Genomic DNA, 19334 nt, shown 5'->3' with positions numbered 1-19334 from the left:
GCATTATGCGACTATTGCGGATATGGCTCCACGCCCCTCCCCGCAGACCGAGCGGGTGGTGAACCTGTTCGAGCAGCTGGCAGGTGACACCAGCCGGGGCATGACGTTGGCCGAGGTGTCACGCCAGTTGAGCGTGCACAAGGCCAGCTGCCATTCGATGCTCTCCGAATTGCTCCGCGCCGGCTGGCTGCTGCGCGACCCCGTTCGCAAGACGTATCACCTCGGTCCCGCCCTGGTCCGCCTGGGCCGAGAGGCGTCGGCCCGTTATCCGGCCCTGGTGTTGGCCCGCTCCGCGATGGCCGAGCTGTCGGCCGCGACGGGCGCCCACTGCGTTGCGTTCTCGGTGAGCGACGACTACTCCACCGTCGTCGATCAGGTGCGAATTCCGCACGGCGGCGGTCACCCGATGCCCATCGGCACCCAGTTCCCGCACCGCCCTCCGTATGGGGCGTCGACCGTCGCCTGGGCCGGGCCGGACGCCCGGGAGGGTTGGCTGGCCGCGCTGCCCGAAGACGTGCGCGATCGCTACCGCCACGCCATCACCTCCGCCCAGCAGCGCGGCTACGCCGTCGGTCTGCACATCCTGCCCGATCTGCGCCTGCGAGAACTGGCGCAAATCGTGCGCAGTGCCGAGGTGCGTTCCACCCGGCTGAGCCGGCTGGCGCAGGAGCTGACCGACGAACTCATCCACCAGGAGGAGTGGTTCCCGGTCGACTTGGACCCGGACCGCACCTACGAGGTGAGCCACATCGACTCGCCGATCCTGGAACGCGGGTCGCGCATCGCGCTGATGCTCAGCCTGGTCCCCAGCGCCGAGCCGATGAGCGGCGCGGCGGTCACCCGCCTGGGAGCCCAACTCGCTGCTGCGACAAGGCGACTCAGCGCCGCGTTGACCGAAGAGTCCGGTTAGCGTCGTTCCGGAGCCAGCCGCTTGAGGGCCAGCCCTCCCTCGAACGGTCGGTAGCCGAAAGCGGCCGGGGCGCGATAGCCCGTGTCCTCCAACGGAGTGTGCACCTCGTCGACAGTGGGGCCGATCTTGGCGGCCACGGGCACCAATGCGTCAAGATCGAATCGGTAGAGGCGACCGGCGTTGCCGCCCAAGATCTTTCGGCACGCGTCCTGCGGCCTGTCGTGCAGGGCCCAGCGAATGGCCAACTTGGAGTGGGGTGCAAAGCCTTCCTCGTGGGGATAGTCGCTACCCCACATGATGTGATCGGGGCCCATGAAGTCGATCATCGCGCCGTCGAACGGCATCAGCTCACTGGCCAAATAGCAGTTCCGCTGCACGTATTCGCTCGGAGTCAGGGTCAGCGCGTCGACGGAGGATCCGCCGAACATCCCATAGGTGCGGTTGCCGGCGTCGGACTTCATGGTGGGCACCATGGCGTCGAGGATGCCGATCTGCCCGGGCACCCACAGCGTGCCCTGCTCGGTCGGCACGAATCGCAAGGTCGGATAGCGCTCGAAAACCCCGGCCAGGATCAGGTGACCGAGGGTGCGCTGGGCCCAGATCGCCATCTCGGTGATCAACACCGCGTTGGACGCCGGCTGGTCCATCGGCATCTCGGGACTGCCGGCACCCGCGTGCTGCACCACCGTCAGGTCCAGGTCCGCGCACAGCGCCCAGATCGGTTCATAGCGGGTGTGAAAAAGCGGGGCCACGTGCGGGTCGCCGGGCGAGACCGCCGGGATCAGCACGCCACCAAAGCAATCCTGCTCAGCGCCCCAGCGGATTTCTTCCAGCGCCAGCTCGATGTCGTTGGGGAAGATCTGAATCAACCCACGGCGCCGGGCCGGGGCCAGCGAACAGAAGTCGAGCTGCCAGCGGTTGTGGGCCTGCACACCGGCCCAACGCTTCTCGAAGTCCGCTCGGGTGCGGGGCAGGCTGATGGTGATGTTCGGGGTGCTCGGGAAGAACGGCGGAACGGTGTTGGGCAGCAGCACCTCGGCGGCCACCCCGTCGGCATCCATCTCCGAGATGCGGAGGTCGTGGTCCCAGTTCCGATTGGCGGTGGCGACGATCAGATCGTCGAACGGGCTGGCGTAGGCCTTGGCCCACGCATCGAACTCCTCGTGCAGCCGCGCCGGCAGATACGGCTTGTAGCCGTAAAGATCCGCCCCGGCGTGGGTGTCCGTCGAGATGACGACATAGCGATCGAGCGTGTCCCAGATTGTAGCCATCGCATCCTCCACGAGAGTATGCCGAGTATAGAAGAAACCGATCGACTCGCGAAGGGGTTCGTGAGACCCACAGCTGGCCCGAGGATTTCGTGCGGCGTCATCGCCGGAGCACAATGTGGGGCGTGAGTTGGACGAGGTACACGGGCCGAGCGGACGCGGATATCGCCCTGGACGGCGACGCTTTGCATGCCGAGCTCGAAGACCGTATCCGCGTGGATAATCCGCATCTGACCGACGTCCGGCTCGAGCGGGCAACCGCGGCCGAAGTTTTCGACGCCGAACGCAGCCGGCGGTGGTACGACGTCATCTACCTGGCCGAAGATCCCGAAGACAACGCGTAGCCCGTCGGCGCCGCGGCCCATTTGCCCGCGCGGTCACTGTCCTTGGCGCTAAATTCCTCTCCTGAGCATTGCAAAGGAGTGAAGCGGTGCGGTCGATCAGTGCCATCGTCGTTGCGGTCGTAAGCGGGCTCGTCGCGCTGCCGACGCCGACGGCCCGGGCCGACGACGACTTCGTTGCCCTGGCTGTGTCCGTCGGAACCGGACGAGCCGCCGGCTGGGGCACCGGGGGCACTCAGGACCAGGCGAACCAAATCGCGCTGGCCCACTGCACCGCCGAAGCCGGTGACGCCTGTGAGGTGGTGGCCGGCACGCGCAACGGCTGCGCATCGGTCGCGTTCGACCGTGCCTCCGGCCGGTTCCAGGGCGGCTCGGGTCCCGACACGACGGCGTCCGCGAACGACGCGCTGGCCAAGCTGGGGTCACCCAACGGTCGGGTCAAGACCACACACTGCTCGTCCTGACGTATGTCAGCGCGCAGCGCCCAAGACACCGCGATTTCGACTATCGTTCAAAGAATCGTCCTTGACTCGCCGCCGATTTGGCCCGCGCACCGAGGGAGGCATCACACCGATGAAGGCTGGAACGTGGTCGGCCGCCTGTGCGGTTCTGCTGTCCGCTGGCGCGCTCGCCTTCGCAACGCCGGCCGCAGCGGATGAGACCGACGACGCCTTCATCGCGAACCTCTCCAAGGGCGGAGTCACCATGCCGGACAACGACGATGCGATTGCCAAGGCCCGCACGGTGTGCGCCGGCATCGCTGCCAACCCGAACGCATCGGTGCTGGCGATTCAGCTGGCGCGGCAAACGGACCTTTCGGTCCGGCAGTCCGCCTACTTCGTCGGCCTGTCGATAGCCACCTATTGCCCGCAATACAAGGAAGACATCGACCCTTCCGTTATCTGGATGCTGCCGGGACCCCCGCTTATGTAACCGTCGCTACGGCAACACAAGGGGTTTCGGCTCGCTCAGCAGTGGTCGGTCCAGCACCGCTGCAGCGGGCAGTAGGTCGAATGCGCAAGGCTCACCATGGATCCGACGTCTCCGAACGTCACGTTCCTCGGATCCAGAATTTGGTGGATACTCTGGGCGATCTGGTCATACGTCCAGCCCCACCCGATGTCGTCGCAGATCAGGCGGCCCATCCCGGTGAGGGCGGCGTCGTGCTCGGGCGGCCAACTGAAACCGGCGCCGCGCAGCTGAGCCAGGTACGCGTCGTCGAGCGGATCGGCGGTAGCGACCGCGGCGCTGGCAACCAGGGCCGCGCCCGCCAAGACCGGGACGGCCAACGCGGCCAGCCGGCGAGGTGAGGACATCATGCGCTTCCTTTCTTCGGGACGTTCACGATGCCGTCGACCCATAGCGGCATGAAAACGAAGAATAGGGACAACCGGGAAAAAATGGCTTATGAACGGCTGAATAATCAGAATTCGGCGCCGCTGAAGGCGCGCGACTTCGGCGTCAGGCCTGTGGCACGCCGGCCGAACCATGCTCGTACGCGATGGTCAACCAGAACACCGTGCGCTCGATCCCCGGCACGATTTCGGTGACCTCGATCTCCCCTTGCGCGAACCGGGTGAGAAACCCGTAGACCACGCCGGTGAGGATGAGCTCGAGATCCTTGGCGAATCCCGGCTCCGCTTGTGCCAGAACGGCTTTCGCAACGGGCACCACGGCGTCGACACCGCGCTGGATCAGGCGCTTTCCGCCGGGGCCCGATCGCGCTTGGAAGTAGGAGCGCAGCATCAACGGATGGCGTTCCCAGGGTTCGAAGATGGTCCTCATCACGTGCATCAGGTCCACATAGATCGACTCGCCGGGCAGATCGTCGATCAGCGACGGCAGGGCCGCATAGCGATTGGCGTCCATCCACCCGTCGAGGGCCGCGACGATGAGCTCGTCGCGGGTGCGATACCGCTTGTAGATGGTCGCCAGGGAAACCCGGGCCCGCCGGGCCACGTCGCGCAACTGCACGGCCTCGTAGCCCTCGGTATCGAGCATCTCGACCACGATGTCCAGGATCGGATCGGCTTGCCGCCCGGCAGCGCCCGCCGCGGCCCGCACCGAGGCCCCTTTTGCCGTCACAGTAACCATGTTACTGTGCGCAGATGAGTAACGGCGTTACTCTGCCCTGATCTGGGCCGATGAAGAGAGAGGACGAGCGCCGTGGGTTCTATTGATGGCAAAGTCGCCTTCATCACGGGGGTGGCGCGCGGCCAGGGCCGCAGCCACGCGGTGCGGCTCGCCCGCGAGGGCGCCAACATCATCGGTATCGACATCTGCGCCGACATTCCGGCCAACGGCTATCCGATGGCCTCCCATGAGGAGCTGGAGGAAACCGTCGCGCTGGTCGAAGAGGCCGGCGGCAAGATGCTGGGCACGGTCGCCGACGTCCGTGACTTCGACCAAGTCAAGACCGCGATGGACGCCGGCGTCGAACACTTCGGCCGCCTCGACATCGTGCTGGCCAACGCCGGGATCGCGCCGTTGGCGTTTCGGCAGCTGAGCATCGAGGAGGAGCTGGCACAGTGGCGAGCGGTCACCGGCGTCAACCTCGACGGGGCCTATCACACGGCATGGGCGGCCGTCCCGCATCTGTTGTCCGGCAACCGTGGCGGGGTCATCATCTTCACCAGCTCGACCGCCGGCATCAAGGGTTTCGGCGGCCTGCAGGGCGGCGGCCTGGGCTATGCGGCATCCAAGCACGGCATCGTCGGACTGATGCGTACCCTGGCCAATGCCCTTGCGCCGCTGAGCATCCGGGTGAACACGGTGCACCCGACGGCGGTCAACACGATGATGGCGACCAATCCCGACATGACCGAGTTCTTGGAGAAGAATCCCGGCGCGGGGCCCCACCTGCAAAACCCGATGCCCGTCGGCATGATGGAACCCGAGGACGTCAGCGCCGCGATCGCCTACCTGGTGTCCGACGAGGCGAAGTACGTCACCGGCGTGACCTTCCCCGTCGACGCGGGCTTCTGCAACAAGGTTTGATACGCGGATGACAACGAACAACGCAACGGGCCGGGTCGCGGGCAAGCGGGTCTTGATCACCGGGGCGGCGCGCGGCATGGGACGCTCGCACGCGGCGCGGCTGGCCGAAGAGGGCGCCGACTGCATCCTGGTGGACATCTGTTCCACGCCAGAGGGTTTGGAATATCCGCTGGCCACCGAGGATGACCTGAACGAGACCGTGCGGCTGGTCGAGAAACACGGCCGCCGGGCGATCGCGAAAGTCGTCGACGTGCGCGACGAGGCCGCCATGAAGTCGGCGGTCGACGCGGCGGCGGGCGAACTCGGCGGACTCGACGGCGCGGTCGCCAACGCCGGCGTGCTCACCGTCGGTACCTGGGACACCACGACCGCCGAACAGTGGCGGCTGGTCCTCGACGTCAACCTCATCGGCGCCTGGAACACCTGCGCGGCCGCACTCCCCCACCTGGTCGCCCAGGGCGGCGGAAGCCTGGTCAACATCAGCTCGTCGGCCGGCATCAAGGGCACCCCGCTGCACGTGCCCTACACGGCGTCCAAGCACGGCATCGTCGGGATGACGCTGGCCCTGGCCAACGAGCTTGCCGCGCAGAACATTCGCGTCAACACGGTGCACCCCACCGGGGTGGCCACCGGCATGGCGCCGCCGAGCATGCACACGTTGATCGCCGAGCAGCGGCCCGACCTGGTGCCCATCTTTCTCAACGCCCTGCCCGCACCGCTGATCGAAGCGTCCGACGTGAGCAACGCGGTGCTCTATCTCATGTCCGATGAATCCCGTTACGTCACAGGACTCGAACTGAAAGTCGACGCCGGTGTCACAATCCGATAAGGCTGCTATCCGCGACGGTGCGCGACATGAATGCGGGGTGCGCGCCTTCGCCGAGGTGATGACGTTCGACCCGCCCGATGGCGACAGCCCGTACGCGGGCGGGCTGATCGACTTCGTCTTCGGCGAGGTGTGGACACGACCGGGGCTGAGCCGCCGCGATCGACGGTTCGTGACCCTGGCCTGCGTCGCGGCCGCCGACGCGCAGGCCCCGCTGGAACACCACGTCTACGCCGCACTCAACAGCGGCGACCTCACCATCACCGAAATGCGGGAAACCGTACTACATTTCGCGGTCTACGCGGGTTGGCCGAAGGCGTCCCGGTTCAACATCGCGGTGGACGTGCAGTGGGCCAAGATCGCCGAAGCGCGCGGCGAACCACCCCCTCCCCCCGAACCGTTGCTGCCGCTGGTCACCGCCAGCGACCCCGAGCAGCGACTGCTTGGCGGCGAGGAGTCGTTCAAGGAGATCAACTGCCTGCCGTTCGCGCCGATGCGCGACAACCCGTACTCGGGTGCGGGCATTCTGAACTTCGTCTTCGGTGAGATGTGGCTGCGCCCCGGCCTGGGCATGAAGGAACGCCGGTTGATCACCGTCGCCTGCGTCGCCTTTCAGGACGCCGAAATCCCGATCATGTCGCACGTCTACGCGGCACTGAAGAGTGGCGACGTCTCCTTCGAGGAGATGGACGAACTCGCGCTGCAGTTCGCGGCGTACTACGGCTGCGCCAAAGCCGAATACCTCAACCAGGTGATCGCGGAACAAAAGCAGCGAGTGACGGCCGAGAACCAGGCCGAGCACACGTCCGCCGGCTGACACCACCACAAAGGAAAACTCTCCCATGACGGCAACCGCGTCCTCGCCTACGCGCTCGGGTGCGTTACTCATTGGCGGAGAACGCATTACCGCGGCATCGGGTGGCACCTATGAGCACGTCTACCCGGGCACCGGGCGGCCCAACGCGACCATTCCCATAGCCGGCGAGAGCGAGATCGACAGGGCAGTGGACAGCGCCTGGGAGGCGCACCGGGAATGGGTGTCCTATCCCGTCGATCGCCGTCGCGATCTGCTGTTCACGTTGGCCGATGTGGTGTGCGATCACTTCGCGGAGCTGACCGAGCTCAACGTGCACGACTACGGCGTCCCGGTCTCGGTGGCCGGTAACTCCGTGCTGACCGAACGATTCCTGCGTTACTACGCCGGTTATGCCGACAAGACGCACGGGGCAAGCACTCCCGTCGCCGGCGCGTTCGACGTCAATCTCGTCGAACGCGAGCCCTACGGCGTCGTCGGTGTCATCGCGCCGTGGAACGGGCCGCTGGTGGTCGCAGGCGCTGCGGTGGCTCCCGCGCTGGCGGCGGGCAACGCGGTGATCCTCAAACCCTCCGAGCTTGCGTCGTTGGCGCCCTTGCGCTTTGGTGAACTGTGCATCGAAGCGGGCCTGCCGCCGGGACTGGTGAATGTGTTGCCGGCCGGCCCGGCGGGCGGCGACGCGCTGGTGCGTCATCCCCGGATCGGCAAGATCCACTTCACCGGCGGCCAGGCGACCGCCCAGAAGGTGCTGCAGGCCGCGTCGCACAACCTCACCCCCGTGACGGCCGAATTGGGCGGGAAATCCGCCTATCTCGTGTTCGCCGACGCCGACCTCGACATGGCCGCCGTCATCGCGGCGCACCAGGGGCCGATCACCCAGGCGGGCCAAAGTTGCGCCTGCGCCTCGCGGATCCTCGTCGAAGCATCCGTGTACGTCCGCTTCGTGGAGAAACTCGTGGCGACCGTGCAGGCCGCCAAGATCGGTGATCCGCTGCAGCCCGACGTGATGCTCGGCCCCGTCATCACCGAAGCCGCCGCCGAACGCATCCTCGGGGTCATCGACCGGGCGGTCAGCGAAAGGGCCGGTGATTTGGTCACCGGCGGACGGCGACTGGGTGGCGAGCTGGCGTCCGGCTATTACATCGAGCCGACGATCTTCACCAACGTGGATAACCGTTCGTCACTGGCGCAGACCGAAACCTTCGGCCCGGTGGCTTCGGTGATGCCCTTCGGCGACGAGGCGGAGGCGGTCCGGATCGCCAACGATTCCCGCTACGGTCTCAATGCCTTCGTGGCGACCTCCAACCTGGAACGTGCACACCGGGTTGCGCGTCAGCTACAGGCGGGCTCGGTGTGGGTGAACAGGCACAGCGACATCGAGCCCCAGGGCCCCTACGGCGGCTACAAGCAGAGCGGGTTCGGCCGCACCGGCGGCGTCGAAGGCCTGCACGAGTTTCTGCAGGTGAAGAACATTCGCATCGGCATGAGCTGACGTTCTCGAATTTGGGCCCCAACCGGCAGTGGTTGCCGTGAAACATTGTGCAGACCAAGTATTTCCGCTAAAGGGGTAGAGTCGCGGGCATGAATTTGGTCGAGTGGCTCAGGACGCCCCGCTATCTGCGGACGCGTTTCATGATGGAAACGCGGCCGTTGAACCGCCTGGAAATGGAGATCGTGTTCCTCGAGGTCGCCGCCCGCGACGCGCTGGTACGCCTGCCCGTGGCGTTCATGATTCTGCCGAAGAGCCCCCGCCCCTGGCGCGATGGACCGTCCAACCCCGAACAGGCCAAGTAGCGGTTCCGCAAAGGCGGCGGGTTCCCACGGCGCGACCACCGACGGTGACCATCGACAACCCGTACTGGGACGCGGTCAAGGACTGCGTCGACACCGACAGCGTCGGCGGCGACCACGCCGAAGGCGGGCTGCTCGATCCCGTAGCGGGCACGGGTTACCGGGCCTACCTGCTGACCCAGCTGGGTGTCGACGGGCGTCTGCTACGACCTGAACCCGGGCACGGACCTGCTCACCAATGGCTGGCACGGCGACAACCTGTACGCCCAATCGTCGCCAAGGATTGCGCCGAAGCGGCGGCACCGGTGACGACCAGGTGCATCAAATCCTCGAAACACAGTGGGCCGAAGTCGATTCCCGCCAACCGGTGCTGTGGCGGGGCCAATGCGACCGGGTGACGGTGTACGAACGCGACTGCCCGGTAACCCCGGGACTTGGGAGCCGCCGCCGAGTCGGGCATGCTGGCGGTATGCATGTGATCAACGGAGTGCGTGACCCGGCGGCAGGCTTTCCCCTCGACAACGCGGCGGACGATGCCGGCGAGCGCCGGCAGGCCAATCGCGCCGTTGCCGTCAGCGCCGTCGGACTGGCGCTGACCGGCCTGGTCGAGTTGGTTATCGCGCTGCTGTCCGGCTCGGTGGCGCTGCTGGGTGACGCGCTGCACAACCTGTCGGACGTCTCCACCAGTGCCCTGGTGTTCATCGGCTTCCGCGCGTCGCGCAAGCTGCCCACCGAACGGTATCCCTACGGCTACGAACGCGCCGAAGACCTCGCCGGAATCGGGGTGGCGCTGGTGATCTGGGGCAGCGCCGTCGTCGCCGGTTTCGAATCCGTCACCAAGCTGCTTCGGCACGGCGGCACCGGTTACGTGGGCTGGGGCATCGGCGCGGCGGTCGTCGGCGTGGTCGGCAATCAGCTGGTGGCTCGCTACAAACTGGTGGTGGGCAGGCGAATTCGGTCGGCGACCATGGTGGCCGACGCCAAACATTCGTGGCTGGACGCGTTGTCGTCGGGCGGTGCGGTGCTGGGGCTGATCGGCGTGGCACTGGGCTGGGGCTGGGCCGACGCGGTCGCCGGGATCGTGGTCACCGGGTTCATCTGCCACGTCGGCTGGGAGGTGACCGCCGATATCGCACACCGCCTGCTCGACGGCGTCGACCCCGAAGTCATCACCACCGCCGAGGCCGTCGCCGCCTCGGTCCCCGGTGTGACGCATGCGCACGCCCGGGCCAGGTGGACCGGGCGGACCCTGCGCGTCGAGGTGGAAGGGTTTCTGAACGCCGACACGTCGCTGGCGGCCTCCGACCAGATCGGTCGCAGCGTCGCCGCGGCGCTGGCTCCCCAGATCCCGGAGATGCAGAGCTTCACGTGGACGGCACGGGCGGCCTGAGCTAACGCGTCAGCGGCGGAACCGCTCCCGCAGCTGCGGGTCGTTCTCCCACCAAAGCCCCGACGGCGCAGGGGTTTCACTCTCGGCGCCGTCGGTCTGGGCGCTTCGCGCCTCGGCCTCATCCAGTTCGGCATCGACCGCGACCGCGTGCGCCTTCTGGTCGCGCGACATGGCGCGCATCAACAGCAGCACGAACGGCCACCCGACCAGATCCCCGAGAATCCACCAGACGCCGGCACCGATCGTCTGATCGAGCCGCGGGTCGGGGCCCCAAGACCGTTGCAGCGCAGCGTAATACGACGCGCCGATCAACGAGCCCTGCCAGATGACCAATCCCAGGACACCGTCGCCCAGCGCCTCGGCGACACTGATCAGCAGCGAGATCGACTGCGGGTACCTGCGTGGTACCGGGTCTTCCTGCAGCCGGGCATAGAAGTAGCAGAAGCCCAAGGCCACCAACAGGATTCGCGTCGGCGCACCGATGCACTCGGTCCGCAGGGCCGCGGTGTACCACGGCGTCAAATACAACAGCCACGGCGTGGCGAGCATCGCCACCGACGTGGTCGCGGGATGCACGAGCACGCGCGCGAACCGCGTCGCCAACACCCGATCGATGCGGTCGCGGCCCGCCGGCCCGACGGCATCGCGAAACACGGTGACCGGCTTGGCCTGCGCGACGAGCAACGGCACGACGTAAAGCAGCAGCAACACCTGCAGCGCGCGCACCCAGAACAGAACGTAGGCGTAGGCACCGAGCGCGCTGATCGTGGCCAGCAGCCACACCAGCATGCCCGCGCCGAAGCACGCGGCATTCGCGGCACGGACCGCAGGCTCGGCCCCACGGGTCCGCCGATAGCACCAGGCGTATCCCGTGGCGAGCGCCGCGACGACGGCTGCCGAGAGAAGGTCGACATGCCAGGTCGCAGCGGCCGCGTCCCATGTCAGCGGTCCGGGATCGACGCGCACGGCCACCAGCCTATTGCGGCCGCAATCGGCTCAGTTGCCGACGGCCCCTTCCGGCTTCGGACCGCGGTCCTCGCCGGTGATGTACTTCGGGCAGTAATGGGCGGCCGCGAGGTAGGTGAACTTGGCCGCGGCGGCGCCCTGGAAGCCAGGATTCTGGTTGCGCAGGTCGGTCACGATCTTCGCGTCCGACTGGCCGTCGTCGAGCAGATCGCACACCGACTTGCCGATGGTGATCGCGTTGCCGCCGTCCTGGTAGGTGAGGCCGGCGTCGCGGAGGTCTTTGAGGAAGTCCTGGTCGTTGTCGATGTCCGCGTGCGCCGGCGCGGCCAGGACGAGCATGGTGGCGAGGCTCGTCAGCCCCAGGAGAAATCGCATAACGCAGTGATTGTCGCAAACCTGTCGGTGATCGGCATCTCCTAGGGCGACCGCGGCGTGAACGTTCACCCGTCCCGCTTCGCGGTCAGGCCGCGGACGATCGCGGTGGATGGCGCGTCAGGTGCCGAAATAGCGGATCTCAATTGGATCGGTTGCACACCGTGAATGGCCGAGAACCACCGCGCAGCAAATTGGCCGGACGTACGCTTGAGACCCTTTCCCGTTCAACGTCTGCCGCGTCCGGTCACCAAAACACTAAGGGTGAAATGTTGACGACAGATTTCGTCAACCCGACGTTGGCGCGCGGAACTGTAAAAAGCAGATCACATTCGCCGCACACGGATCGCCCGCGAGCGGGCAGCTACGACGACGAACTGGTGGTGGTCACGCTGGGGGCGGGCGAGCTCTTGCCGGACACCACGTATGGGCAGTACGCATTGGCGGCGATCGCCGCGAACTGATTGGCCTTGTCGTCACTCAGGTCGGAGTTCTTCGACTGCAAGGTGCTCACGACGTCCGACATGCCGGTTCCGTTTACTACCGTCTTACAGACCCATTTAGCGGCCCCGACGGCCGTATCGGGGTCGGCATAGGTGATGCCGGCCTTGTCTAGAGAAGCGATGAAGGCGTCATCGGCGTCATCGGCGTGCGCAGGCACCGCCATTCCGACTGCGGCGGCGACGGTTGCCACAATGAGAAGAAGTTTCATAAACCTCAGATTGACAGACAAGCGAACGCCACGCATCCCGTGGAGCAAACTTTGACGCACGTTGTGCGGACCAATCCCTTGTGTCCGTGACAACCCCTCGCAACCTCGTCAACCCAGGGTTGACAGCACAGTCGCCGTCAACCTAGCGTTGACGCCATGTCCGAGCCCGTCCGCATCGCCTACCCGATCCGCCTCGACGAGCTGATCGACGCCATCAAGTCCACCCGACCCGACGTGCTGGACCAGCTGGCCGACGCGGTCCTGGCCGCCGAGCACCTGGGCGAGATCGCCGACCATTTGATCGGCCACTTCGTGGACCAGGCGCGCCGCTCCGGCGCGTCCTGGACCGACATCGGCAAGAGCATGGGCGTCACCAAGCAGGCCGCCCAGAAGCGCTTCGTCCCGCGCGCCGAGGCCACCGCCCTCGATCTCGAACAGGGGTTCGCGCGCTTCACCCCGCGGGCGCGGGGCGCGGTGGTGGCGGCGCAGAACGCCGCGCACGAAGCGGGCAACGGCGAGATCACCCCCGATCACCTGCTGCTCGGTGTGCTCGGCGACGCGGCCGCCCTGGCGACGGTGTTGCTGCACCTGCAGAAGGTCGACACCGAGGAGCTGCGCGCCGCCGCGACCGAGGCGATCTCCGCGCTGCGCGCGGATGCCCAACCGCCGCAGCTCATTCCGTTCAGCGGGCCGGCGCGCAAGGCGCTCGAGCTGAGCGTGCGCGAAGCACTTCGCCTCGGCCACAACTATGTCGGCACCGAGCACCAGTTGCTGGCGCTGCTGGAGCTGGAGGGCGGGGACGGGCCGTTGCACCGATGCGGCGTCGACAAAGACCGGGTCGAGACGGATCTGATCACGGCGCTGCAATCGCTGTCCGGCGGCGGGAATGTCGCGCCGGGCGCGGCCGGAGCAGGCTGACCGGCGCGGCCGACCCCTCCCTTCGGCATCGCCGCGTGTGCAATCATGCGAGGGTTCCCCTGCAACGGCGCCAAGGAGGCACGACATGGCGAAGATGCACCGCTGGCCGATGGCGGCGTCCGCCTTTCTGGTTGCGGTCGCCGGCGTCATCGCCGTCGGGGTCGGCGCGGTTCCGATGCCCCGCGCGTGGGCCGGGGATGCGCCGATCGGCCACATCGGTGACACCCTGCGGGTGGACAACGGCACGTTCATCGCCGACGTCACCGTGAGCGGCGTGGGGCCCTGCGATCCGCCGCCCGGATTCGGCTACACCCGCGAAGGCACCTACAAGGGATTTCCGGGCAGCACCGTCGAGCGCGCCGACGTGACCATCCGAGCGATCCGCGTGCCCAACCCGTACGTCATGGCGACAGTGATGGATTTCAACGGCGTGACCCCCAACGCCGACGCCTACAAGCCGCGGGCCTCCGATGCACCCGACGCGCTGGACAGCGTGCTCGTCAACGCCCCGAACGGGGCGATCGTGCGCGGCGGCGTGTATTGGGACGCCTACCGCGATCCCGTCTCCACCGTCGTCCTGCTGGACAAGAAGACGGGCTATCACCTCGCGCAGTGGAACCTCTGACCGGAACGTTTGAGGTCGCGCCGGCCGATTCCGGTGACGCCATAGAGCTGGCCGCCGTTGCGGCACAAACCTTTCCGCTGGCGTGTCCGCCGTCGGCGATCCCGGAGAACATCGCGTCGTTCATCGACGCCAACCTGTCGGCCGCCCACTTCGCGCAGTATCTCGGCGATCCGGACCGCGCCGTCGTCACCGCGCGCCAGGACGGCCGGATTGTCGGCTACGCCATGCTGGTTCGCGACGCTGGCGCCGATGCCGCCGAGCTGTCCAAGATCTACGTGCTGCCCGAGTATCACGGCGGCGGGGCGTCGACCGCGCTGATGGGCCTCGCGCTGGCCACCGCCGGCGAATGGGGCGCGCGGCGCGTGTGGCTGGGCGTCAACCAGGCAAACGAACGCGCGCAACGCTTTTACGCCAAGAGCGGCTTCCGGATCAGCGGCACCAGGACGTTTCAACTCGGCGCCGGCGTCGAGAGCGACTATGTCATGATCCGCGAGCTGGATTAGCCGCCGCGGTCAGCGCCAGCAGCCGGGAAGTGGCCCGCAGGTACTTCTTTCGGTATCCGCCGGCCAGCATCTCCTCGCTGAAGATGGTGTCCAGCTTGGTGCCCGAGGCCACCACGGGAATGCCCGCGTCATAGAGCCGATCGGTCAGTGCCACCAGCCGCAGCGCGACGTTCTGATCGTCCAGGCCGTGCACGCCGGTCAGGAACACCGCGCTCACCCCCTCGATCAGCGTCAGATACCGCGACGGGTGCATGGTGGCCAGATGCGCACACAGCGCATCGAAGTCGTCGAGCGTCGCGCCGTCGACCCGCGCGGCGCGCGCGGCCACCTCGTCGTCGGACAGCGGCTCGGGCGCGGGCGGCAGCCCGCGGTGCCGGTAGTCGGGCCCCTCGATCCGCACGGTCGTGAAAATGCTTGCCAACGTGTTGATCTCGCGCAGAAAATCCTGCGCCGCGAACCGGCCCTCACCGAGCTGCTCGGGCAGCGTGTTGGAGGTGGCGGCCACCGAGACCCCACGCTCGACCAGCGAGGAGAGCAGTCGCGAGATCAGCGTGGTGTTGCCCGGGTCGTCGAGTTCGAATTCGTCGATGCAGACCGCCGTGTAACCGGCCAGCAAGTCGATGCACTCGACGAAGCCGAACACCCCGGCCAGCTGGGTCAGCTCACCGAACGTGGCGAACGCCTTGGGCGCCGGGCCATCCGGTGATTCGCCGGGACCGTCGCCGGGCAGCTCGTAGTAGGCCGACGCCAGCAGGTGCGTCTTGCCGACGCCGAACCCACCATCGAGGTAGAGCCCGACACCGGGCAGAACTTCCCGTCGGCCCAACAGTTTTCGCCGGCCTGCGCGACGCTCGACGGCCTGCCGGCAGAACTCCTGACACGCCACCACCGCGGCCGCCTGCGTCGGCTCCGCCGGATCGGGCTGATACGTCGCGAAACTCACGTCGGCGAAGGTCGGGGGCGGTCGCAACTGGGCGATCAGCCGCTGCGGCGACACCGTCGGGTGCCGATCCACCAGGTGGGCCACGCCGCCCGAAGCGCCCGCGGAGGTGGACCCGTGCATGCAGGCACTGTAGCGGCGTGCTGCAATCAGACCCATGCCCGACTCCGGCGGCCCCGAGAGTTCCGCGACCTCCGCGAACTCGGAGACGCCGCTGTCGCTGCTCGGCTCGGTTCGCGGACTCGACGACGGCGACCTCCCCCGGCTCTACGACTATCCCGAACACGACGGCACGTGGGTGCGGGCGAACTTCATCACCAGCGTCGACGGCGGGGCCACCACGGGCGGCAGCAGCGGCGCGATGGGCGGACCGGGCGACCGGTTCATCTTCAACCTGCTGCGCGAGCTCGCCGACGTCATCGTGGTGGGCGCGGGCACGGTGCGGATCGAGGGCTACTCGGGCGCGCAGGTCGGCGCCGCCGAGCGTCAGCGGCGGCAGGGCCGCGGCCAGAGCGAGGTCCCGCAGCTGGCGATCGTGACCGGATCGGGCCACCTCAACCGGGATATGACGGTGTTCACCCGCACCGAGGTGCAGCCGCTGGTGCTCACCTGCACCGCGGCGGCCGAGCAGACGCGCCGCGCGCTCAGCGGCCTGTGCGAGGTGCTCGACTGCTCCGGCCGCGATCCCGAGAAGGTCGACGAGGCCGCCCTGCTGGCGGCCCTCGGCGCGCGCGGCATGCGCCGCATCCTCACCGAGGGCGGGCCGACACTCCTGGACTCGCTGATGCAGCGCGACATGCTCGACGAGCTGTGCCTGACGATCGCGCCCTGCCTCGTCGGCGGCCAGGCACCACGCATCGCGACCGGCTCGGGGCAGCTGCTCACCCGGATGCGGTGTGCCCACGTCCTGACCGACGACGCCGGCTACCTTTACACCCGCTACGTCAAGGCCTAGCTACTGTGGTCGGCATGAGTCGGCCGTACACGTGCGCCACGATCCTGGTTGCGGTGACCGCGTTGCTGGCCGGCTGCGTCCCGGGCCTGGCCGCCGATCCGCGGTTCGCCACCAATTCCGGTGCGCGTCCGCAGGGGGCGGCTACGTCGAAGCCGGCGCCCAGCGGCCCGCCGCCGATCGCCGCACCCAAGAACGACTTGGCGTGGCACGACTGCACCTCCAAGGTGTTCGCCGACGCGGCCGTCCCCGCCGCCGGCGGCGTCCAGCTGGACTGCGCGAACTACGACGCCGACCTGGACCCGGTCAACGGCGGCGGCGGCAGCCTGAGCATCGGCGTGGTGCGCGCCCGCTCCGACAAGACACCCAAGGACGCCGGACCGCTGGTCTTCACCACCGGCTCGGATCTGCCGTCCTCGGCGCAACTGCCGATCTGGCTGTCGCGGGCCGGCGCCGACGTGCTCGCCACCCACCCCATCGTCTCCGTCGACCGCCGCGGCATCGGGATGTCGAGCCCCATCGACTGCCGCGACAAGTTCGACCGTCAGCAGATGCGCGACCAGTCGCAATTCCAGACCGGCGACGACCCGGTGGCGAACCTCTCCGAGATCTCCAACACCGCTACCACCAATTGCGGCGACGCGGTCGGAATCGGGCCCAACGCGTCCTCCTACGACGACGCGCACGCCGCCTCCGACATCGAGCGGTTGCGCACCCTGTGGGACGTGCCCACCCTCGCGCTGGTCGGCATCGGCAACGGCGCGCAGGTGGCGCTGGCCTACGCCGGATCACGGCCGGACAAGGTGGCCCGGTTGATCCTCGACTCACCGGTTGCGTTGGGCACCAACGCCGAAGCCGCCGCCGAGCAGCAGGCCAAGGGGCAGCAGGGCGCGCTCGACGCCTTCGCCGCGCAGTGCATCGCGGTGAACTGCGCGCTCGGCGCGGACCCGAAGGGTGCCGTCAGCGCCCTGCTGGCCGACGCCCGCGCAGGTAAGGGGCCGGGCGGCGCGTCGGTGGCGCAGGTGGCCAAGGCCATCACCGTCGCGCTCGGCTATCCCGCCGGCGGCCGCGTCAACGCAACCACCGACCTGGCCAACGCGCTCGCCGGCGCCCGCTCCGGCGACACCAACGCGCTGAACAACCTGATCAACCACGCCAACGCCATCCAGGACTCCGACGGTCAGTTCGTCAACGTGTGCAGCGACGCGGTCAATCGCCCCACGCCGGACCGGGTGCGCGAACTCGTCGTCGCCTGGGGCAAGCTCTACCCCGAGTTCGGGACCGTCGCCGCGCTCAACATGGTCAAGTGCGTGCACTGGCCCACCGGCTCACCCCCGCCCACGCCCAAGACACTGAAGGTCGACGTGCTGCTGCTCGGCGTGCAGAACGACCCGATCGTCGGCACCGACGGCGTCGCGGCGACCGCGGCCAGCATCATCAACGCCAACGCCGCCAGCAAGCGGGTCATGTGGCAGGGCATCGGCCACGGCGCCAGCATCTTCTCGGGCTGCGCCGTTCCGCCGCTGATCGGCTACCTCAACAGCGGCAAATTGCCCAACACCGACACCTACTGCCCGGCCTGACGCTGCTTTCCGGCCCGCGCGGGCGCCGGTGTACGGTGCGCTGGTGACGGCAGCTGAATCGACCCGAACCGGCCTGCGCGATCGGACCCTGGCCGCCTTTAGTCCCCGCACCGGACCGCTGAGCACATCGACCGTGCTGCGGATGGCGCTGTGGCCGGTGGCCATCATGTCGGTGTTGCACCGCAGCATCATCCTCAGCCTGAACGGCAACATCACCGACGACTTCAAACCGGTGTACCGCGCGGTCCTCAACTTCCGGCACGGCTGGGACATCTACAACGAGCACTTCGACTACGTCGACCCGCACTACCTGTATCCGCCGGGCGGCACGCTGTTGATGGCGCCGTTCGGATACCTGCCCTTCACGCCGTCGCGCTACCTGTTCATCCTGATCAACGCCGTGGCCATCCTGATCGCCTGGTATCTGCTGTTGCGGATGTTCAAATTCACTCTGTCCTCGGTGGCCGCGCCCGCCCTGCTGCTGGCCATGTTCTGCACGGAGAGCGTGACCAGCACGCTGGTGTTCACCAACATCAACGGCTGTGTGCTGCTGGCGGAGGTGCTGTTCTTCCGCTGGTTGCTGGACGGGAGGGTCGGGCGCCAGTGGTGGGCCGGCTTGGTGATCGGCCTGACGCTCACGCTCAAACCCGTGCTGGGCCCACTGCTGTTGCTGCCGCTGCTGAATCGCCAGTGGCGGACGCTGGTGCCGGCCATCGCGGTCCCCGTCGCGGTCAACGTGGCCGCATGGCCGTTGGTGAGCGATCCCATGGACTTCGTCACGAAAACGGTGCCCTACTTCCTGGGCACCCGGGACTATTTCAACAGCTCCGTCGAGGGCAACGGCGTGTACTTCGGCCTGCCCACCTGGCTGATCGTGTTCATGCGAATCCTGTTCACCCTGCTGATGATCGGTGCGATGTGGCTGCTGTACCGCTACTACCGCACCCGAGACCCGTTGTTCTGGTTCACCAGCTCGTCGGGCGTGCTGTTGCTGTGGTCGTTCCTGGTGTCGTCACTGGCCCAGGGCTACTACTCGATGATGCTGTTCCCGTTCTTGATGACGGTGGTGCTGCGTAACTCGCTGATCCGCAACTGGCCGGCCTGGCTCGGGATCTATGGCTTCATGGCGCTGGACGACTGGCTGATCTACAAGTACATGAGGTACGGCCGTGCCCTGCATTACCTCAAGATCACCTATGGCTGGTCGCTGCTGCTGATCGTCGCCTTCACCGTGCTGCTCTTCCGCTACCTCGATGCCAGGGCCGAGAACCGGCTGGACGACGGCATCGATCCGGCGTGGCTGACCGCCGAGCGCGAGCGCGAGGCGATCGCGCCCGCGGCGGAGCCCGGCGCGGCGGCTCACGTCCACTGAGCCTCGCGGTGATCGCGGGCGCCGTCGGCCAGGCGCGGCGGATCGCCGTCATGC

Annotated in this window: 24 protein-coding genes; 17 read left to right on the top strand and 7 right to left on the bottom strand. The window is 67.5% G+C overall.

Annotated elements, in window-relative coordinates; genetic code table 11:
* The first annotated feature begins 22 nt into the window (after window positions 1-22).
* Window positions 23-910 carry a helix-turn-helix domain-containing protein gene (locus A5732_RS18850; RefSeq protein ID WP_076102980.1) on the top strand — a complete coding sequence of 296 codons (888 nt, stop codon included), beginning with the start codon at window positions 23-25 and terminating at the stop codon, window positions 908-910.
* Here A5732_RS18850 and A5732_RS18845 read toward each other — a convergent pair.
* Complete coding sequence (locus A5732_RS18845; protein ID WP_076103045.1) at window positions 907-2181, bottom strand: amidohydrolase family protein; 1275 nt, start codon at window positions 2179-2181, stop codon at window positions 907-909. The two genes, A5732_RS18850 and A5732_RS18845, sit on opposite strands and share 4 nt — an antisense overlap.
* Window positions 2182-2303: 122 nt before the next feature.
* On the opposite strand from A5732_RS18845, the gene A5732_RS18840 reads away from it, so the two are divergent.
* From A5732_RS18840 to A5732_RS18830, 3 genes are all read left to right on the top strand, one after another.
* Window positions 2304-2522, top strand: coding sequence for a hypothetical protein (locus A5732_RS18840; RefSeq protein WP_076103043.1), 219 nt, complete (start codon window positions 2304-2306; stop codon window positions 2520-2522).
* 86 nt (window positions 2523-2608) lie between these two features.
* Window positions 2609-2983: a DUF4189 domain-containing protein gene (locus A5732_RS18835; RefSeq protein WP_076051870.1), complete on the top strand. Its 375-nt coding sequence runs from the start codon at window positions 2609-2611 to the stop codon at window positions 2981-2983.
* 109 nt (window positions 2984-3092) lie between these two features.
* Complete coding sequence (locus A5732_RS18830; protein ID WP_076051869.1) at window positions 3093-3452, top strand: DUF732 domain-containing protein; 360 nt, start codon at window positions 3093-3095, stop codon at window positions 3450-3452.
* A gap of 35 nt (window positions 3453-3487) precedes the next feature.
* Here A5732_RS18830 and A5732_RS18825 read toward each other — a convergent pair whose 3' ends face one another.
* Both A5732_RS18825 and A5732_RS18820 read right to left on the bottom strand, forming a co-directional pair.
* Complete coding sequence (locus tag A5732_RS18825; protein ID WP_419538517.1) at window positions 3488-3838, bottom strand: DUF732 domain-containing protein; 351 nt, start codon at window positions 3836-3838, stop codon at window positions 3488-3490.
* Between the two features lie 142 nt (window positions 3839-3980).
* Window positions 3981-4613: a TetR family transcriptional regulator gene (locus A5732_RS18820; RefSeq protein ID WP_076102979.1), complete on the bottom strand. Its 633-nt coding sequence runs from the start codon at window positions 4611-4613 to the stop codon at window positions 3981-3983.
* 72 nt (window positions 4614-4685) lie between these two features.
* Here A5732_RS18820 and A5732_RS18815 point away from each other — a divergent pair, with 72 nt between their 5' ends.
* The 7 genes from A5732_RS18815 to A5732_RS18785 all read left to right on the top strand — a co-directional run bounded on the left by A5732_RS18815 (window position 4686) and on the right by A5732_RS18785 (window position 10337).
* Complete coding sequence (locus A5732_RS18815) at window positions 4686-5516, top strand: mycofactocin-coupled SDR family oxidoreductase (protein WP_076102978.1); 831 nt, start codon at window positions 4686-4688, stop codon at window positions 5514-5516.
* A gap of 7 nt (window positions 5517-5523) precedes the next feature.
* Complete coding sequence (locus A5732_RS18810; RefSeq protein WP_076102977.1) at window positions 5524-6345, top strand: mycofactocin-coupled SDR family oxidoreductase; 822 nt, start codon at window positions 5524-5526, stop codon at window positions 6343-6345.
* Window positions 6329-7159, top strand: a complete 831-nt coding sequence (locus A5732_RS18805) for a carboxymuconolactone decarboxylase family protein (RefSeq protein ID WP_170879976.1) — start codon at window positions 6329-6331, stop codon at window positions 7157-7159. Before A5732_RS18810 ends, A5732_RS18805 begins: the two co-directional genes overlap by 17 nt.
* Window positions 7160-7184: 25 nt before the next feature.
* Complete coding sequence (locus tag A5732_RS18800) at window positions 7185-8648, top strand: aldehyde dehydrogenase family protein (protein WP_076102976.1); 1464 nt, start codon at window positions 7185-7187, stop codon at window positions 8646-8648.
* 89 nt (window positions 8649-8737) lie between these two features.
* Window positions 8738-8950 (top strand): hypothetical protein, encoded by a 213-nt coding sequence (locus A5732_RS18795; RefSeq protein WP_007774815.1) that lies wholly within the window; start codon window positions 8738-8740, stop codon window positions 8948-8950.
* A 44-nt stretch (window positions 8951-8994) separates the two neighbouring features.
* The gene (locus A5732_RS18790; protein WP_076102975.1) at window positions 8995-9345 is read left to right on the top strand and encodes a hypothetical protein; all 351 of its coding nucleotides are present in this window, start codon (window positions 8995-8997) and stop codon (window positions 9343-9345) included.
* Between the two features lie 71 nt (window positions 9346-9416).
* Window positions 9417-10337, top strand: coding sequence for a cation diffusion facilitator family transporter (locus A5732_RS18785; RefSeq protein ID WP_076102974.1), 921 nt, complete (start codon window positions 9417-9419; stop codon window positions 10335-10337).
* A 9-nt stretch (window positions 10338-10346) separates the two neighbouring features.
* On the opposite strand, the gene A5732_RS18780 is transcribed toward A5732_RS18785, so the two are convergent.
* The 3 genes from A5732_RS18780 to A5732_RS18770 form a co-directional block, all read right to left on the bottom strand.
* The gene (locus A5732_RS18780; protein WP_076103042.1) at window positions 10347-11303 is read right to left on the bottom strand and encodes a cytochrome c oxidase assembly protein; all 957 of its coding nucleotides are present in this window, start codon (window positions 11301-11303) and stop codon (window positions 10347-10349) included.
* A 30-nt stretch (window positions 11304-11333) separates the two neighbouring features.
* Window positions 11334-11678, bottom strand: coding sequence for a DUF732 domain-containing protein (locus tag A5732_RS18775; RefSeq protein WP_065076236.1), 345 nt, complete (start codon window positions 11676-11678; stop codon window positions 11334-11336).
* Window positions 11679-12039: 361 nt separating this feature from the next.
* Window positions 12040-12387, bottom strand: a complete 348-nt coding sequence (locus A5732_RS18770) for a DUF732 domain-containing protein (protein WP_076102973.1) — start codon at window positions 12385-12387, stop codon at window positions 12040-12042.
* Between the two features lie 156 nt (window positions 12388-12543).
* Between A5732_RS18770 and A5732_RS18765 the strand changes: the two genes are divergently transcribed.
* From A5732_RS18765 to A5732_RS18755, 3 genes are all read left to right on the top strand, one after another.
* Window positions 12544-13305: a Clp protease N-terminal domain-containing protein gene (locus A5732_RS18765; protein ID WP_076102972.1), complete on the top strand. Its 762-nt coding sequence runs from the start codon at window positions 12544-12546 to the stop codon at window positions 13303-13305.
* Between the two features lie 94 nt (window positions 13306-13399).
* The gene (locus tag A5732_RS18760; RefSeq protein ID WP_076051979.1) at window positions 13400-13930 is read left to right on the top strand and encodes a DUF1942 domain-containing protein; all 531 of its coding nucleotides are present in this window, start codon (window positions 13400-13402) and stop codon (window positions 13928-13930) included.
* Window positions 13918-14433: a GNAT family N-acetyltransferase gene (locus tag A5732_RS18755; protein WP_076051859.1), complete on the top strand. Its 516-nt coding sequence runs from the start codon at window positions 13918-13920 to the stop codon at window positions 14431-14433. Before A5732_RS18760 ends, A5732_RS18755 begins: the two co-directional genes overlap by 13 nt.
* Here A5732_RS18755 and zapE read toward each other — a convergent pair.
* A complete protein-coding gene (zapE, locus tag A5732_RS18750; RefSeq protein WP_142256637.1) occupies window positions 14411-15532 on the bottom strand; it encodes a cell division protein ZapE in 1122 nt (373 codons plus the stop codon). The genes A5732_RS18755 and zapE overlap by 23 nt on opposite strands.
* Here zapE and A5732_RS18745 point away from each other — a divergent pair.
* The 3 genes from A5732_RS18745 to aftC are packed head-to-tail and all read left to right on the top strand — an operon-like array spanning window position 15531 to window position 19280.
* Complete coding sequence (locus A5732_RS18745) at window positions 15531-16328, top strand: pyrimidine reductase family protein (protein WP_076051857.1); 798 nt, start codon at window positions 15531-15533, stop codon at window positions 16326-16328. The genes zapE and A5732_RS18745 overlap by 2 nt on opposite strands.
* Before the next feature lie 14 nt (window positions 16329-16342).
* Window positions 16343-17908 (top strand): alpha/beta fold hydrolase, encoded by a 1566-nt coding sequence (locus A5732_RS18740; RefSeq protein WP_076051856.1) that lies wholly within the window; start codon window positions 16343-16345, stop codon window positions 17906-17908.
* A 28-nt stretch (window positions 17909-17936) separates the two neighbouring features.
* Complete coding sequence (aftC, locus tag A5732_RS18735) at window positions 17937-19280, top strand: arabinofuranan 3-O-arabinosyltransferase (protein ID WP_076051855.1); 1344 nt, start codon at window positions 17937-17939, stop codon at window positions 19278-19280.
* Window positions 19281-19334: the final 54 nt, after the last annotated feature.

This window comes from Mycobacterium colombiense (assembly GCF_001953985.1).
GTDB lineage: Bacteria > Actinomycetota > Actinomycetes > Mycobacteriales > Mycobacteriaceae > Mycobacterium > Mycobacterium colombiense_B.
The sequence above is the reverse complement of the archived record's forward strand: the minus strand, read 5'-3'. Positions and strand labels throughout refer to the sequence as shown.